This is a genomic window from Pseudodesulfovibrio mercurii (genome assembly GCF_000189295.2).
Taxonomy (GTDB): domain Bacteria; phylum Desulfobacterota; class Desulfovibrionia; order Desulfovibrionales; family Desulfovibrionaceae; genus Pseudodesulfovibrio; species Pseudodesulfovibrio mercurii.
The window spans coordinates 41204-56040 of record NC_016803.1 but is presented as its reverse complement, the minus strand read 5'-3'; the positions used below and the strand labels follow the sequence as shown (position 1 = coordinate 56040).

Genomic DNA, 14837 nt, shown 5'->3' with positions numbered 1-14837 from the left:
GACGATGCTCCTTGTCTACCTGACGACCACGGTCTCGCCGTCGACGACGGTCGCCAGGATGATCTTGTTGCTCTGGATGTTGCGGACCTCGACCTGCTGGCCCGCTCCGGCCTCGCCCATGGCCTCGGCCTTGATGGACAGGTGGATGCCCCGCCCGTTGTAGACCAGGTTGACCATCTCGCCCCGCTCGATGAGCGGCACTGGCTCCAGGTGGGACAGGGTGAAGACCTGCCCCCGGCCCAGGGTCCGGGCCATGCGCCACGGCCCGCCCGTGCCGTCCCAGACGTCGCGGTTGTAGGCCAGGTTCATGCGCTTGAAGGAGACCTTGTCGCGGGTCACCCGCTCCATGCGGTTCATGGGCCGGCTGGCCACGGGCACGGCCTTCCACACGTCCGCGAAGACCACGGCGGAGCGGCGCGAAAGGACCTTGCCGTCCGGGGTCATGCCGCTCAGGAGGATCTCGTTGCGGCCCGGTTCGAGGTTGTCGGTCATGCTGATGACCAGCCTGTCGTAGTCGTTGGGAAAAAAGATGTGGTTGGGCATCTGGAGGTCCTTGAAGTGCACGTCGCCCCCCAGGTCCCTGGCCCTCGGCGTCAAAAAGGCGACGACGCGCTCCTTGAGCTCGGCCGAGGTGATGACCCGCCCGCCGGTCTGCACGGTCAGCTGGCTGGGCAGGGCCAGGTTGGCCGCCGCGTCGCCCATGTAGTACTTGAGGACCTTCCCGAGCTTGTCGCGGGGCACGGTGACCACATGGCCGGTCTTGTCCGAGGCCTTCCAGAGCCGGATGGTCGAGAGGGTCGGCCACTGCCGCCGGGCCGCGCCGTCCACCGGGTCCGCGATCTCGCCCAGGAGGACGTCCGGTCCCTTGACGCAGGCCACGTCCCGGACCAGCCCCTTCCAGCGCTCGCCCTTGGCCGCGCCGGTCGGTGCGGGAGCGGCCAGAAGGATCGCGGCCAGGCACGCGGCCAGGACGCAGCGGACCACGCCGCCGGTGTCGATGCTCGGATGCTGCTTGCTCTTCATGGACATGAACCTGCCTCGCCGCGTGATTATCCCGATCAGCCGCTACCGTTTGATGTTGATGGCCGTCTGCAACATGCCGTCCGAGGTGGTGATGGCCTTGGAGTTGATCTCGAAGGCGCGCTGGCCCACGATCAGGCCGACCATCTCGTCCACCATCTCCACGTTGGACCCCTCCAGGAAGCCCTGGGCGATGGTCCCGTAGTTGTCGTCCCCCGGGGTCCCGGCCACGGCCACGCCCGAGGCGTCGCTCTCGCGATAGAAATTGCGCCCGGTGGCGATGAGCCCGGCCGGGTTCTGGAAGCGGTAGAGGTCGATGTCCGCCGTGGCCAGCACGGTGCCGTCCTTGTCCAGGGCCGAGATGGTCCCGGTCTCGGAGATGGAGATGCTCGACGTCTCCGGGGGCACGGTGAACTCCGGCTGCAGGGGGTAGCCGCCCGCCGTGACCACGCGGCCGTCGCTGTCCAGCTCGAAGGAGCCGTCGCGGGTGTAGACCTCGTCGCCGTTGACCATGACCTGGAAGAAGCCCTCGCCCTCGATGGCCATGTCCAGGGGGTTGCCGGTGTTCTGGAAGTCGCCCTGGGTGAAAAACTTGTGCACGGACACGGGGCGCACGCCCATGCCGATCTGCATGCCCACGGGCGTCTGGGTGCCGTCGGCGTTCTCCCCGCCGGCGATCTTCAGCGTCTGGTACATGAGGTCCTCGAACTCCGCCCGGCTCTTCTTGAAGGCCGTGGTGGAGACGTTGGCCAGGTTGTTCGACAGGGTGTCGATCTGGGTCTGCATGGCGATCATGCCGGTGGCGGATGTCCACAGTGAACGCATCATGATGGCAAGCCTCCTGGGCTAGGCGGTGGGACGTCCCACCTGGTTGATCAATTTGGAGTCCAGATCGCTGTCGCCCTGGATCATCTTGGTATACATGGTGAAGGCCCGCTGGGTTTCGATCATGGAGACCATCTCGGTGACGACCTCCACGTTGGACTTCTCGATGAAGCCCTGGGCCACGGACACGTCCTGGGGCGGAATCTGGGCCCCGCCGGTGGGCATGATATAGTTGTTGGACCCCACCCGTTCGAGCAGTTCCGGGCTGTCGAAGTCCACCACGTCGAAGGACCCGGCGGGCTCGCCGTTGACCTGGATGTTGCCCTCGTCGTCCACCTGGATGCGCCCGCCCTGCGGGATGATCAGCGGGCCGCCGCCGACCATGACCGGATAGCCGTCCACGGTCTTGAGCATTCCGTCGCCGTCGGTGACGAAGTTCCCGGCGCGGGTGTAGAGCATGGCGGTGTCGCCCTGGACGGAAAAGAACCCCGGCCCGGACAGGGCGAAGTCGAGCTGGTTGCCCGTGCGCTCCATGCTGCCCTGGGACAGGTCCGCCTGCTGGGCCGACAGCCGCGCCTTGGCCATGATGTGCCCCTCCGGGAACATGTCCTCGCCCCGGATGTAGGTCTTGGCGTCTACCAGATAGTCATGGGCGAAACGAATGAAGGTGTCATGGAAGGCCAGCTTGTCTTTCTTGAAGGCCGACGTGTTCACGTTCGCCAAATTATTGGCGATGGACGACATCCTCAATTCATTGGATAAAGCCCCGAAAATGGCGCTCTGTGTACTGTCCCGCATAGGGTGATCCTCCTGTTCGACGGAGGATTTGCACTATGCATGCCAACCCAGCCCCCCCCTTTCCGGGCCGGAAACGACCTGCACGATGGTTGTTGACAACCCTGTTGTATATGTATAAATAGGCTCGTTTCCGAGCGGGTGTAGCTCAGTTGGTAGAGTACAAGCTTCCCAAGCTTGGTGTCGCGGGTTCGACCCCCGTCACCCGCTCCAAAGCCTTTCGCAGGGTTCAATAAAAGGACCGTGCGGGGTTCGCGTAGGTGAGCTCGGGCTCACCTTTTTTTTATTTGTCGGACCGGGTCCCGGTCCGGCGGGAGAAGCACCGCGATGCGCCAGACTTTCGAGGAAATGTTGTCGGACATGATCCGGCCCGAGGTGGAAAACCTCGGCTATGTCTTCTGGGGCCTGGCCTCCCCGTCGTCGGGCAAGAAGCGCGTCGTCCGCATCTACATCGACGCCCCCGGCGGCGTGAACATCGACCAGTGCGCCGAAGTCAGCCGCCAGGTGGGACTCATGCTCGAGGTGGAGGACGTCATTCCCGGCGCCTTCGTGCTCGAGGTCTCGTCCCCCGGCCTGGAGCGCCCCTTCTTCGCCCCGGCCCAGCTGGCCGACTACGTGGGCCGCAAAGTGGACGTCCTGCTCTTCGAACCCCTGGACGGCCGCCGCAAGTTCAAGGGCGAGCTGACCGGGGTCGAGGGCGACACGGTCACCGTGAACGTCGATGACCAGACCATGAACTTCGACTGGACCGCCATCAAGAAGATCACCCTGGTCCACGAATTCTAGCAGATATCACTGCCGGGGGGAGAGGCCCCGACCGGCACAAGCGGAGGTTTATCATGTCGGAGCTGAAAAGAGCCATCGACCAGATTAGCAAGGACAGGGGCATCGACCGCGACCTGCTGATCGACACCCTTGAGGAGGCCGTGCGCTCGGCCGTGGCCCGCAAGTACGGCGAGACCATGGACATCGAGGTGGCCTTCAACGAAGAGCGCGGCGAGATCGAGGTCTTCGAGTTCAAGGTCGTCGTGGACGAGGTCCACGACCCCATCAGCGAAATTTCCCTCGAAGACGCCCGGACCCACGATCCCAACGCCCAGCTGGACGACGAGATGGGCTTCCCGGTCAAGGTCGAGGACCTCGGCCGCATCGCCGCGCAGTCGGCCAAGCAGGTCATCATCCAGCGCATGCGCGACGCCGAACAGGAAATCATCTACGAAGAATACAAGGACCGCGTGTCCGAGATCGCCAGCGGCATCATCCAGCGCCGCGACCGCACCGGCTGGATCATCAACCTCGGCCGGACCGAGGCCCTGCTGCCCAAGGAAGAGCAGATCCCCAGGGAGCGCTACAAGCGCGGTGACCGGGTGCAGGCCTATATCATAGATGTATTGAAGGAGTCGCGCGGACCCCAGGTCATCGTCTCCCGCTCCCACCCGGACTACATGGTCGAGCTGTTCAAGCGCGAGGTGCCCGAGGTGGCCGACGGCACGGTCAAGATCATGGGCGTGGCCCGTGATCCGGGCCTGCGCGCCAAGGTGGCGGTCATGTCCCGCGACCGCGACGTGGATCCGGTGGGCGCCTGCGTCGGCATCCGCGGCTCGCGCATCCAGAACGTGGTCCAGGAGCTCAAGGGCGAGCGTATCGACATCGTGGTCTGGTCCCCGGACATCGCCATGTACGCCCAGCACGCTCTGTCCCCGGCCGTGATCACCCGGATCACCGTGGACGACGAGGAAGAGGCATTGGAAGTGGTCTGCCCCGACGATCAGCTGACCCTGGCCATCGGCCGCAAGGGACAGAACGTCAAGCTGGCCGCCAAGCTGCTCGGCTGGAAAATAGACATTTTCACGGAATCCCGGTACGGCGAGCTCAACGCCGCCCGCAAGGGCATGGACCAGATCGCCAGCGTGGCCGAGGTCCCCATGGAGAACTTCTTCAGCGCGGGCTTCGAGTCCATCGAGTCCATCGTCCAGGCCTCCGACGAGGAGTTGCTGGCCATCAAGGGCATGACCGAGTCCAAGATCGGGGACATGCGCCTGGCCATCAACATGCTCGCTCCCGACCTGGAGGCCACCGCTCCGGCCGACGCCCATGAGGCCGAAGAGACGGCCCCCGAGGCGGTCGAGGAAGTGGTCGAGGAAGCGGCCGAAGACGAGACCGAAGACGAAATCGAAGACGAAACCGAAACTCCCGCCGAGGGCGAGGAGAACAAATAGACTCCGCAAGGGGGCGACGCATGGGCGGCAAGGGACACGAACCCGAACGCATGTGCGTAGTCTGCCGAGGGCGGTTCCCCAAGGGGGAGCTGTCGCGGTACGTGCCCCCGGTGGAGACGGACGGACCGGACGCGAGTCCGGTGCCGGACCCGGCCATGACCCGGCCGGGACGTGGATATTACGTATGCGGCCAGGCCAGGTGCAGGGAAATATTCCCCAAGATGATCGCGGGCCTGATGAAGAAACGTGCGAGGTGATTAGATGACGGCGAAGGTTCGGGTAGAAGACTTGGCTGCTGAGCTCGGTCTCAGCAACAAGGAGATCATTCAGCAGCTTCGTGAGATCGGCGTTCAGGCGAAAAGCCAGAAGACCGTCGTGGAAGACGAAGATGTGGACCGCCTCAAGGCGGAATTGAAGAAAGGCGGCTCCGGCAAGAAGGAGGTCCGCCGCGTGGGCGAATCCGGCGTCATCATCCGGCGCAGGCGCAAGAAGGCCAAGTCCCCCAGGGAAGAGGCCGAGGCCCCCGAGATCGAGGAATCGGACGAGGAGTCCGAGGAGTCCGTCCCGGAGACCGAAGCGCCCGAGGCCGTGGAGGCCGAACCCGCCGCGCAGGAGCCCGTGGCCGAGCCCGTCGAGGAGCCCGCGCCCAAGCCGGCCCCGCGCAAGGCCGAGCCCAAGGTCCGAATCATCAAGCCCGCCGTGGAGGAGCCCGTTCAGGCCCCCGAACCGGTGGCCGCCGAAGCCGAACCGGCTCCGGTCGCTGAAGCCGTGGCAGAAGAGGCCGTTCCCGAACCCGCGCCTGCCGAAGCCCGGCCCGAAGCCGCACCCGCACCCGAAGCCGTCGCCGAACCCGAAGCCGCACCCGTTGCCGAACCCGAAGCCCCGGTCGCCGAGGCTGCCGCTCCCGAAAAGCCGGCCGGCAAGGCCGTGCGCGAGGAGCCCGAAGCCTCTTTCGAGGACGAGGACAAGGCCGAACGCGGCGAGCCCCGGAAGAAGAAAAAGAAGAAGCGCGAGGTCGAGGCCCCCAAGGTCAAGATCATCTCCATGCCCACCGAGGCGGAGGTGCAGGCCCGCGAAGCGGCCAAGATGGCCCAGCCCGAACGCCGTCCCGCAGGCGGACGCCCCGCGTCCCCCCGTCCGGCGGGCGCTCGCCCGGCCGGACGTCCCGGTCGGCCCGGCGCAGGTCCCGAAGGCGGTTCCGACGGTCCCATGCCGGATCCGTCCGTGGGCGACGGCCGCAGCAAGAAGAAAAAGGGCAAGAAGGACCGCCGCGTGGTGGAGTTCGCCACCGAGAGCGGCCAGGACCACACCAACAAGCTGTACAACGACAGCAACTTCCCGGCGGGCCGCAAGGGCCGCAAGAAGAAGGGAGGGGCACGTCGCGGCCAGCAGCCCATCATGCAGCAGGAACAGGGTCAGGCGCAGCCCATGAAGGCGGCCAAGCGCAAGATCAAATTCGACGAGGCCATCCGGCTGTCCGACATGGCCCACCAGATGGGCGTCAAGGCCCAGGACCTGATCAAGGCCCTGTTCGGCATGGGCGTCATGGCGACCATCAACCAGTCCCTGGATCTGGACACCGCTTCCCTGCTGGCCGGCGAGTTCGGCTACGAGGTGGAGAACATTTCCTTTGACGAGCAGGAATTCCTCGTCCCCACCCAGGCGGACAAGGATGAGGACCTCAAGCCGCGTCCGCCGGTCGTGACCATCATGGGCCACGTCGACCACGGCAAGACCTCCCTGCTCGACGCCATCCGCATGTCCCACGTGACCGAGGGCGAAGCGGGCGGCATCACCCAGCACATCGGCGCATACCACGTGCAGACCGACCGGGGCGAGATCGTCTTCCTGGACACCCCCGGCCACGAGGCCTTCACGACCATGCGCATGCGCGGCGCCCAGGTGACCGACATCGTCATCCTGGTGGTCGCCGCCGACGACGGCGTCATGGACCAGACCCGCGAGGCCATCTCCCACTCCAGGGCGGCGGGCGTGCCCATCGTCGTGGCCGTGAACAAGATGGACAAGGAAGGGGCCAACCCGGACAACGTCAAGCGCGAGCTGGCCGAACTCGGCCTGTCTCCCGAGGAATGGGGCGGCGACACCATCTTCGCCCCGGTCTCTGCCAAGAAGAAGGAAGGCATCGACGAGCTGCTCGAGATGGTCCTGCTCCAGGCCGAGGTCATGGAGCTCAAGGCCAACCCGGACAAGCACGCCCGGGGCCACATCGTCGAGGCGCGCCTGGACAAGGGCCGCGGCCCGGTGGGCACCATGCTCATCAGCGAAGGCACCCTGAACCAGGGCGACTCCTTCGTGTCCGGCATCCACTTCGGCAAGGTCCGGGCCATGTTCAACGACCAGGGCAAGAAGATCAAATCCGCCGGACCGGCCTTGCCCGTGGAAATCCAGGGCTTCGACGGCCTGCCCGAGGCCGGTGACGAGCTGTTCGTGGTGGACGACGAGAAGGTCGCCCGCCGCATCGCTCAAAGCCGCGCCATGAAGCAACGCGAGAAGATCCTGTCCGCCAAGACCAAGGTCACCCTGGAGTCCTTCCTGGCCTCCAGGCCCAACGACGAGGCCCAGACCCTGAACCTGGTCCTCAAGGCCGACGTGCAGGGTTCGCTGGAAGCCGTGACCGAGGCCCTGAACAAGCTGTCCACGGACGAGGTCAAGATCAGCGTGGTCCACGGCGGCGCGGGCGCCATCACCGAGTCCGACATCCTCCTGGCGGGAGCCTCCGAAGCGATCATCATCGGCTTCAACGTGCGCCCGAACCTGAAGGTCAAGCAGATCGCCGAACAGGAAGGCGTCGAAATCCGCTTCTACGACATCATCTACAAGCTGGTGCAGGAAGTGAAGGACGCCATGAGCGGCATGCTCACCCCGGACATCGAGGAGGTCTACCTGGGCCAGGCCGAGGTGCGCGCCACCTTCAACGTGCCCAAGGTCGGCGTCATCGCGGGCTGCTTCGTGGCCGACGGCAAGATCACCCGCAACGCCAAGGCGCGCCTGCTGCGCGACGGCGTGGTCATCTACACCGGCCAGGTCGCGTCCCTGCGCCGCGAAAAGGACGACGTCCGCGAAGTGGTCAAGGGCTACGAGTGCGGCATCGGCCTGGAGAAGTTCAACGACGTCAAGGTCGGCGACACCATCGAGGTCTTCGAGACCAAGGAAGTCGCCCGCACCATCGACTAGCGCAACGGATCGAAAATCGCGGGCGGCTCATTGGACAATGGGCCGCCCGTGTTTATTTTACAGGGGACCGGCATGATTATCGGCGTGCTCCACCTCGAGTTCAGGCTCCACGGCAACCGCTCCCTCAAGGACAAGCGCAAGGTTTCCCTGAGCCTGAAACAAAAGCTGCGGAACAAGTTCAATGTTTCCGTTGCCGAGGTGGATGCCCTCGACGTACATGACAAGCTGGTCCTGGCCGTGGTCACCACGGCCAACGAGTCCGGCCGCGTGGAGAGCACTTTGTCCAAGGCCCTGGCCATGGTCGAGGCCATCTCTCCGGCGGAGCTGACCCGCTGCAACACGGAAATCTTCTCGGATTCCGAATAGAGGATACGGTTATGAAAGCATCCACTTCCCGCCGCGCCGTGCGCATGGGCGACCAGATCATGCGCGAGATCGGCACCCTCCTCGTGGAGGAGGCCGCTGACCCGCGCCTGAACCTCGTCACCCTGTCCGGGGTGCGCATGAACTCCAACCTGCGCATCGCCGAAATCTTCTACACCGTGTCCGGCGACGCCGAGCACCGCCGTGAGGTCCAGGAGGGCCTGGAAAAGGCCACCGGCTTCCTGCGCTCCCGGCTCGGGCGCATCCTCAAACTGCAATACACCCCGGAACTGCGGTTCCAATTCGACGAATTTCTCGAGGACGTGGTCTATGGAAAGCCCCATCCGACGGATTAGCGAGGTCATCGCGGGCCACGACGAGTTCCTGGTCGCCTCGCACTACAGCCCGGACGGCGACGCCATCGGGTCCATCTGCGCCCTGGGCCACATCCTGGCCGCCCTGGGCAGGAAGGTCTCCCTGTACAATCCGTCCGGACTGCCCTCGCGCTACGCCTTCATCGACCTGCCCGCGCCCATCGAGCGCGACCTGCCCGACGCCCTGCCCGCCTGGACCTTCGTCCTGGACTGCGGCAGCGGGGAGCGCATGGGCGAAGCCCTGGCCGCCCGCGCGGGCGAGACCAGGATCGTCAACATCGACCACCACCTGGGCAACGACCTGTTCGGCGAGGTCAACTGGGTGGACGCCAAGCAGCCGTCCGTGGGCGGCATGATCGCCCTGCTGGCCGACGCCCTGGGCGTGCCCCTGACCGGCCCCCTGGCAGAGTGCGTCTACCTGGCCGTGGCCACGGACACCGGCTTCTTCACCTACGGCAACACCACCCCGGAGTCCCTGGAGCTGGCCGCCGGGATGCTGCGCAACGGCCTGGACATCGCGGGCATGAACGAGCGCATCACCAAGCAGTGGTCCGAGAACCGCATGAAGCTCTGGACCGAGGCCATGTCCGCCATGGAGCTCTTCCTGGACAAGCGGGTCAGCGCCACGGTCATCACGAAGGAGATGTTCGCGCGCACCGGCACGACCAACGCGGACACCGAGAACCTGATCAATTTCCTGCGCCGCCTGAAGACCGTGCGCGTGGCCGCCATCCTGCGCGAGGAGGGGCCGGACCTCTACAAGTTCAGCCTGCGCTCCTACGGCGACGACAACGTCCAGAAGGTGGCCGCCCGCTTCGGCGGCGGCGGACACAAGAACGCGGCGGGCGGGTCCATCCAGGGCCCCCTGGCCGAGGTCAAGGCGCGGCTTGTCCGGGCCGTGGCCGACCAGTTGGGGATCGCCTAGATGGGACGCCGACGCAACCAGCGCAGCCCGTTCCAGCTCGACGGCCTGCTGATCCTGAACAAACCGTCCGGGCCCACCTCGGCCGCCTGCCTGAACGACATCAAGCACCGCCTCAGGCAGTACAAGATCGGCCACGGAGGGACCCTGGACCCAATGGCCGAGGGCGTGCTCCTGGTCCTGCTCGGCAACGGCACCAAGCTCGCGCCGTACCTGACCGGCGGGACCAAGACCTATTCCGGCACGTTTCGGCTCGGAATCACCACCGATACGTTTGATATCCAAGGAGAAGTCCTCAAAGAATGCCCGGTGGACGCCACCCCCGGCGATGTCGAACGTGAAATTTTGTTTTGGAAAGAGTTGACAGAGCAGGAAGTTCCTGCCTATTCGGCTGCCAAACACCAGGGCAAGCCGCTGTACGCCCTGGCCCGCGAGGGCCTGGAGACACCGGTCAAGACAAAGCCCATTGTTGTTTCTCATGTGGAAGTGTTGGACGCGAATCCGCTCAACGCGGCATTCAGGGTCAGCTGTTCCGCGGGCACCTACATACGATCCCTGGTCCACAGCTTGGGGACACGAATGGGGTGCGGCGCGGCGCTGACCAGCCTGGTCAGGGAGGCCAGCGAGCCCTTTCGGCTCGAACAGGCCTACTCCCTGGAGGACGTCCTGGAGCATCCGGAGCTGTTTCCGGAACGGGTGATCCCCCTGCGGGACACCCTGCCCCACTGGCCGAGGTTTCGGTTGACCGAACCGCTGGCCGGACTCGTCATGAACGGGTCCTGGCTGCCGGTGGCCGACCAGCCCGGCACCCTGCTGGCGGGCGAACTCGGCGACCAGGCCATGCTGCTCGGTCCCGACGACGAACCCCTGGCACTGGTGGAGGCCAAGCTTCAGGACGGCAAGCCCAGATGGGCCATTCTCCGGGGACTCTGGAACCGGGACTGATCCGCTTCGGGCATTCGGTCCGGCAAAACGATACAAGCAACATCCAACTTAGGAGGATACCGCTGTGGTGATGACTGCTGAAGAAAAACAGAAGATTATCGACGAGTACAAGACCGCCGAAGGCGACACCGGGTCTCCCGAGGTCCAGGTCGCGCTGCTGACCGCGCGCATCACCTACCTGGGCGAGCACTTCAAGACCCACAAGAAGGACCACCACTCCCGCACCGGTCTGCTCAAGCTTGTCGGCCAGCGCCGCAAGCTGCTCAAGTACTTGCAGAACAAGGACATCCAGCGCTACCGCGACCTCATCAGTCGCCTTGGTCTGCGCAAGTAGTTCTTTGAAGAATTGATGTTCGGGGGAGGGTCGCACCTCCCCCGTCACGTATGTCACTTTCTGCGTCGGAGCCGTCTTTCCGGACCCAGCTCCGAAATCCCCACGCACAGTTTAGTTGGCTGCGGAAGGCGTTTTTGGGACCAATTCGGTTCCATTGCCCCAAAAGCTCCTCCCCAAGCCGGCTAACCCCACCCGAGGGATACTCGCAGAAAGTGATTCACCTTTATTGCCTTGCATCCAAGGCAGGAGAATCTCTATGACGATGATTCCGTTCAACGCCACCCGCGTCACCGCGAGGGTCGGCGATCTCGACATCACCCTTGAAACCGGAAAATACGCCCGCCAGGCCTCCGGCGCCGTGACCATCTCGTCCGGCGACACCACCGTGCTGGTCACCGCCGTGACCCAGCCCCTGGCCGAAGACCGGGGCTTCTTCCCCCTGACCTGCAACTACCAGGAAATGGCCTATGCCGCCGGTCGCGTGCCGGGCAACTACTTCCGCCGCGAAGTGGGCCGCCCGTCCGAGCGCGAGACCCTGGTCTCCCGGCTCATCGACCGTCCCATCCGGCCCCTGTTCGCCAAGGGCTTCACCGATGAGGTCCAGATCATCGCCACCGTCCTGTCCGCCGACAAGCGCGTCAACCCGGACGTCCTGGCCCTGACCGGCGCCTCCGCCGCCTGCCACATCTCCAAGATGCCCTTCCTCGGCCCCATCGTCGGCGCCCGCGTGGGCTACGTGGACAACGAGTTCGTCCTCTACCCCTCCTACAAGGGCATCGAGGAGCGCTCCTCCCTGAACCTGATCTTCGCGGCCACCCGCGATGCCATGGTCATGGTCGAGGGCGGCGGCAACTTCGTCTCCGAGGACCTGGTGGCCGACGCCCTGGCCTGGGGTCATGAGCAGGTCCGCCCGCTCTTCGACATCCAGGACGAGCTGCGCGAGAAGGTCGGCGTGCCCAAGCTCGAGGTCACTCCGCCCCAGCGCGACGAGCAGGTGGCCGAATACCTCGGCGAAATCCTCACCGACGACCTCAAGAAGGCCCTGACCACCCCCGAGAAGATGGTCCGCTACGCCGCCAAGGACGCGGCCAAGCAGAAGGCCAAGGTGGCCGTGGCCGAAAAGTTCCCCGACGACCCGTCCAAGCTGGCCGCCGTTGAGGACATCGTCGGCGACATGACCAAGAAGATCGTGCGCGAGCGCATCGTCAAGGAAGGTCTGCGCATCGACGGCCGCAACACCACCACCGTGCGCCCGCTGTCCATCGAGGTCGGCGTGCTCCAGCAGACCCACGGCTCCGCCCTGTTCCGTCGCGGCGAGACCTGCTCCCTGGCCACCGCCACCCTGGGCTCCACCCGGGACGAGCAGCGCTACGACTCCCTGCTCGGCGACGCCACCAAGCGGTTCATGCTGCACTACAATTTCCCGCCCTACTGCGTCGGTGAAGCCCGCATGCTGCGCGGCCCCTCCCGCCGCGAGGTCGGCCACGGCGCCCTGGCCGAACGTGCCCTGACCCCGGTCATCCCGGACCCGGAGAACTTCCCGTTCACCATCCGCGTGGTCTCCGAGATCATGGAGTCCAACGGCTCCTCGTCCATGGCCTCCGTGTGCGGCGCGACTCTGTCCCTGATGGACGCGGGCGTGCCCATCTCCGACCCGGTGGCGGGCATCGCCATGGGCCTGTGCAAGGAGGGCGACCAGTACTTCGTCCTGACCGACATCCTCGGCGACGAGGACGCGCTGGGCGACATGGACTTCAAGGTCGCGGGCACCCGTGACGGCATCACCGCCATCCAGATGGACATCAAGATCGCCGGCATCCCGCAGGACGTCCTCAAGAAGGCCCTCCAGCAGGCCAAGGAGGCGCGCACCCACATCCTCGACCACATGGCCGAGGTCATCGCCAAGCCGCGCCCCGAACTGTCCACCCTGGCCCCGCAGATGGACGTGGTCTACATCGATCCCGAGAAGATCCGTTCCGTCATCGGACCCGGCGGCAAGAACATCAAGGCCATCACCGCCGAGACCGAGGCGGACATCGACATCGAGGATTCCGGCAAGATCTCCATCTTCGCCCCGACCCTGGCGTCCATGGAAAAGGCCAAGGAAATGGTCCTCTACTACGACCAGAAGCCCGAGCCCGGCAAGAACTACAAGGGCGTGGTGCGCAAGATCCTCGAGGTCGGCGCGCTGGTCGAAATCCTGCCCGGCCAGGAAGGCATGCTGCACGTCTCCCAGCTCGACTTCGAGCGCGTGGACCGCGTGGAGGACGTCGTCCAGCTCGGCCAGGAAGTATGGGTCAAGTGCATCGCCCTGGAGCCCGGCGGACGCATCCGCCTGTCCCGCAAGGCATGGCTCATGGAGCAGGCCGGCCAGGAAGTGAACCTGGACGACTTCAAGCGTCCCGCCCCGCGCGGCGACCGTGGCGACCGTGGCGACCGCGGTGATCGCGGCGACCGTGGCGGACGTGGCCGTGACCGTGACCGTGACCGTGGCGGACGTGGCCGCGACCGCCGCTAGGCCCCATACGCTGTAAACACGACGCCCTGCCCGGCTCCCGCCGGACAGGGCGTTTTTTTTTGCGGCCCCCCTCCCCCGGCCGTCCCCCTGGGGGTTGTGGGACCGGGGACCGGGTGGTAGCCTTAAAAAAACCGAGGAACCGCAATGAGCGAGATCGTCATCTACGGCAAACCCACCTGTCCGCACACCAAGCGGGCCCTGGCCGCCCACCCCGAGGCGCGCTTCGTGGACGTCCTGGCCTCCGAGGCCAACATGGAGGAGATGCTGAAGCTCTCCGGCGGGCAGCGGCGCATCCCGGTCATCGTCGAGGACGGCCACGCCTGCGTCGGCTTCAAGCGGGGCTCCTGACACGTCTGATCCCCGGCGGTCAGCCGGGCACGAAAAAAGGCCATCCATCGGATGGCCTTATTTTTCACTACGCCAAAAACGCGGCGTCCGACGGTCAGGCGACCAGCACGCCCGCGTAGCCCACCACCTGTTCGAAGTCGCCCGAGACCTCGCCCGAGGTGGCGTAGGCCACCAGCTCCGCGCGCTCCGCACCCAGTTCCCCGGCCGCGAACAACCCCATGGTCATGGGCAGGACCCCGCACATGGAGATGCGCCGGGAGCGCACGGTGTCGTAGAGCCGGGCCGGAGCCAGGGTCATCATCGGCTCCAGGGCCATGCCGTCCATCTCGCGGGCGTCCTCGTGGGAGATGTAGTGGCTCATGTCCGAGCTGACCACTATGGACACGGGCTCGGGATAGTCCGCCAACACCCTGCCCACGGCCCGGCCCACGCGCTCCAGGGAGTCCAGGGACGGCGCGGAGACGCACACGGGCACGATGGTCGTGGCCGGATTCAGCCGGAAAAGGAACGGCAGGACCACCTCCAGAGAGTGCTCGCCCATGTGCGCGGCCGTGTCCGCCATGATGGCCGGATCGGCGGCCAGCAGCGCCTCGGCCAGCCCGGTGTCCACGGCCAGGGACCCGCCCGGAATGAGCCAGGACCCGTCGGGCCACAGGGCGAACCGCTCGCCCCGGCCCGTGTGGTTGGGCCCGAGCAGGAGCACGGTGGACGCGAGGTCGGCCGTGCCCAGGGTCTTGCCGCAGACCGCCCCGGAAAAGACGTACCCGGCATGGGGCACCATGGCCAGCAGGGTCTGTTCCGCCTGCCGTTTCTCGGCAAGGCCGAGGAAACCGTCCACCATGGCGTACAATTCGTCCGGCTGCGCATCGTAAAACCGCCCGGCTACTATGGGATGTCTGTCCATATTTCCACCTCGATGAACAAGCGTTTCACAACTCCACGCCCCCTGTGTACCACACTTTCGCGGGCAACCATACCG

The 14837-nt window shown here is 65.6% G+C and carries 15 protein-coding genes and 1 tRNA gene; 12 read left to right on the top strand and 4 right to left on the bottom strand.

The annotated features are described in order from the left end of the window. Positions 1-15: 15 nt before the first annotated feature. From flgA to DND132_RS00255, 3 genes are read right to left on the bottom strand one after another with little or no spacing between them, the layout of a single operon-like run. Positions 16-1029, bottom strand: a complete 1014-nt coding sequence (flgA, locus tag DND132_RS00265; protein ID WP_014320698.1) for a flagellar basal body P-ring formation chaperone FlgA — start codon at positions 1027-1029, stop codon at positions 16-18. Positions 1030-1065: 36 nt separating this feature from the next. After that, complete coding sequence (gene flgG / locus DND132_RS00260; RefSeq protein ID WP_014320697.1) at positions 1066-1848, bottom strand: flagellar basal-body rod protein FlgG; 783 nt, start codon at positions 1846-1848, stop codon at positions 1066-1068. Between the two features lie 18 nt (positions 1849-1866). After that, complete coding sequence (locus DND132_RS00255) at positions 1867-2643, bottom strand: flagellar hook-basal body protein (protein ID WP_014320696.1); 777 nt, start codon at positions 2641-2643, stop codon at positions 1867-1869. Between the two features lie 134 nt (positions 2644-2777). On the opposite strand from DND132_RS00255, the gene DND132_RS00250 reads away from it, so the two are divergent. From DND132_RS00250 to uxx1, 12 genes are all read left to right on the top strand, one after another. Further along, positions 2778-2853, top strand: a tRNA-Gly gene (locus tag DND132_RS00250). Between the two features lie 114 nt (positions 2854-2967). Continuing rightward, positions 2968-3426: a ribosome maturation factor RimP gene (gene rimP, locus DND132_RS00245; RefSeq protein WP_014320695.1), complete on the top strand. Its 459-nt coding sequence runs from the start codon at positions 2968-2970 to the stop codon at positions 3424-3426. A gap of 53 nt (positions 3427-3479) precedes the next feature. Then, complete coding sequence (nusA, locus tag DND132_RS00240) at positions 3480-4859, top strand: transcription termination factor NusA (protein ID WP_014320694.1); 1380 nt, start codon at positions 3480-3482, stop codon at positions 4857-4859. 20 nt (positions 4860-4879) lie between these two features. Continuing rightward, positions 4880-5116, top strand: a complete 237-nt coding sequence (locus DND132_RS00235) for a YlxR family protein (protein ID WP_014320693.1) — start codon at positions 4880-4882, stop codon at positions 5114-5116. A gap of 4 nt (positions 5117-5120) precedes the next feature. Continuing rightward, positions 5121-8054 (top strand): translation initiation factor IF-2, encoded by a 2934-nt coding sequence (infB, locus tag DND132_RS00230; RefSeq protein WP_014320692.1) that lies wholly within the window; start codon positions 5121-5123, stop codon positions 8052-8054. Between the two features lie 72 nt (positions 8055-8126). After that, the gene (locus DND132_RS00225) at positions 8127-8420 is read left to right on the top strand and encodes a DUF503 domain-containing protein (protein ID WP_014320691.1); all 294 of its coding nucleotides are present in this window, start codon (positions 8127-8129) and stop codon (positions 8418-8420) included. Between the two features lie 11 nt (positions 8421-8431). Further along, the gene (gene rbfA, locus DND132_RS00220; RefSeq protein ID WP_014320690.1) at positions 8432-8773 is read left to right on the top strand and encodes a 30S ribosome-binding factor RbfA; all 342 of its coding nucleotides are present in this window, start codon (positions 8432-8434) and stop codon (positions 8771-8773) included. After that, complete coding sequence (locus tag DND132_RS00215; protein WP_014320689.1) at positions 8748-9716, top strand: DHH family phosphoesterase; 969 nt, start codon at positions 8748-8750, stop codon at positions 9714-9716. Before rbfA ends, DND132_RS00215 begins: the two co-directional genes overlap by 26 nt. Beyond that, a complete protein-coding gene (gene truB / locus DND132_RS00210) occupies positions 9717-10658 on the top strand; it encodes a tRNA pseudouridine(55) synthase TruB (RefSeq protein ID WP_014320688.1) in 942 nt (313 codons plus the stop codon). 64 nt (positions 10659-10722) lie between these two features. Next, entirely contained in the window at positions 10723-10992 is a 270-nt protein-coding gene (gene rpsO, locus DND132_RS00205) for a 30S ribosomal protein S15 (RefSeq protein ID WP_014320687.1), read from the top strand. Positions 10993-11248: 256 nt separating this feature from the next. Then, positions 11249-13510: a polyribonucleotide nucleotidyltransferase gene (gene pnp / locus DND132_RS00200; RefSeq protein ID WP_014320686.1), complete on the top strand. Its 2262-nt coding sequence runs from the start codon at positions 11249-11251 to the stop codon at positions 13508-13510. Positions 13511-13654: 144 nt separating this feature from the next. Continuing rightward, positions 13655-13858, top strand: a complete 204-nt coding sequence (uxx1, locus tag DND132_RS00195) for a UXX-star selenoprotein family 1 (protein WP_014320685.1) — start codon at positions 13655-13657, stop codon at positions 13856-13858. Positions 13859-13952: 94 nt separating this feature from the next. Here the strand turns inward: uxx1 and amrB are convergent, their stop codons facing one another. Continuing rightward, complete coding sequence (amrB, locus tag DND132_RS00190; protein WP_014320684.1) at positions 13953-14762, bottom strand: AmmeMemoRadiSam system protein B; 810 nt, start codon at positions 14760-14762, stop codon at positions 13953-13955. Between the last annotated feature and the right edge of the window lie 75 nt (positions 14763-14837).

Excerpts from the sequence above, each read along its gene's own strand:
- DND132_RS00215 (WP_014320689.1), top strand. The coding sequence starts at position 8,748 with ATGGAAAGCCCCATCCGACGGATTAGCGAGGTCATCGCGGGCCACGAC.
- rimP (WP_014320695.1), top strand. The coding sequence starts at position 2,968 with ATGCGCCAGACTTTCGAGGAAATGTTGTCGGACATGATCCGGCCCGAG.
- nusA (WP_014320694.1), top strand. The coding sequence starts at position 3,480 with ATGTCGGAGCTGAAAAGAGCCATCGACCAGATTAGCAAGGACAGGGGC.
- flgA (WP_014320698.1), bottom strand. The coding sequence starts at position 1,029 with ATGTCCATGAAGAGCAAGCAGCATCCGAGCATCGACACCGGCGGCGTG.
- DND132_RS00225 (WP_014320691.1), top strand. The coding sequence starts at position 8,127 with ATGATTATCGGCGTGCTCCACCTCGAGTTCAGGCTCCACGGCAACCGC.
- uxx1 (WP_014320685.1), top strand. The coding sequence starts at position 13,655 with ATGAGCGAGATCGTCATCTACGGCAAACCCACCTGTCCGCACACCAAG.
- amrB (WP_014320684.1), bottom strand. The coding sequence starts at position 14,762 with ATGGACAGACATCCCATAGTAGCCGGGCGGTTTTACGATGCGCAGCCG.
- DND132_RS00255 (WP_014320696.1), bottom strand. The coding sequence starts at position 2,643 with ATGCGGGACAGTACACAGAGCGCCATTTTCGGGGCTTTATCCAATGAA.
- truB (WP_014320688.1), top strand. The coding sequence starts at position 9,717 with ATGGGACGCCGACGCAACCAGCGCAGCCCGTTCCAGCTCGACGGCCTG.
- flgG (WP_014320697.1), bottom strand. The coding sequence starts at position 1,848 with ATGATGCGTTCACTGTGGACATCCGCCACCGGCATGATCGCCATGCAG.
- DND132_RS00235 (WP_014320693.1), top strand. The coding sequence starts at position 4,880 with ATGGGCGGCAAGGGACACGAACCCGAACGCATGTGCGTAGTCTGCCGA.
- pnp (WP_014320686.1), top strand. The coding sequence starts at position 11,249 with ATGACGATGATTCCGTTCAACGCCACCCGCGTCACCGCGAGGGTCGGC.
- rbfA (WP_014320690.1), top strand. The coding sequence starts at position 8,432 with ATGAAAGCATCCACTTCCCGCCGCGCCGTGCGCATGGGCGACCAGATC.
- infB (WP_014320692.1), top strand. The coding sequence starts at position 5,121 with ATGACGGCGAAGGTTCGGGTAGAAGACTTGGCTGCTGAGCTCGGTCTC.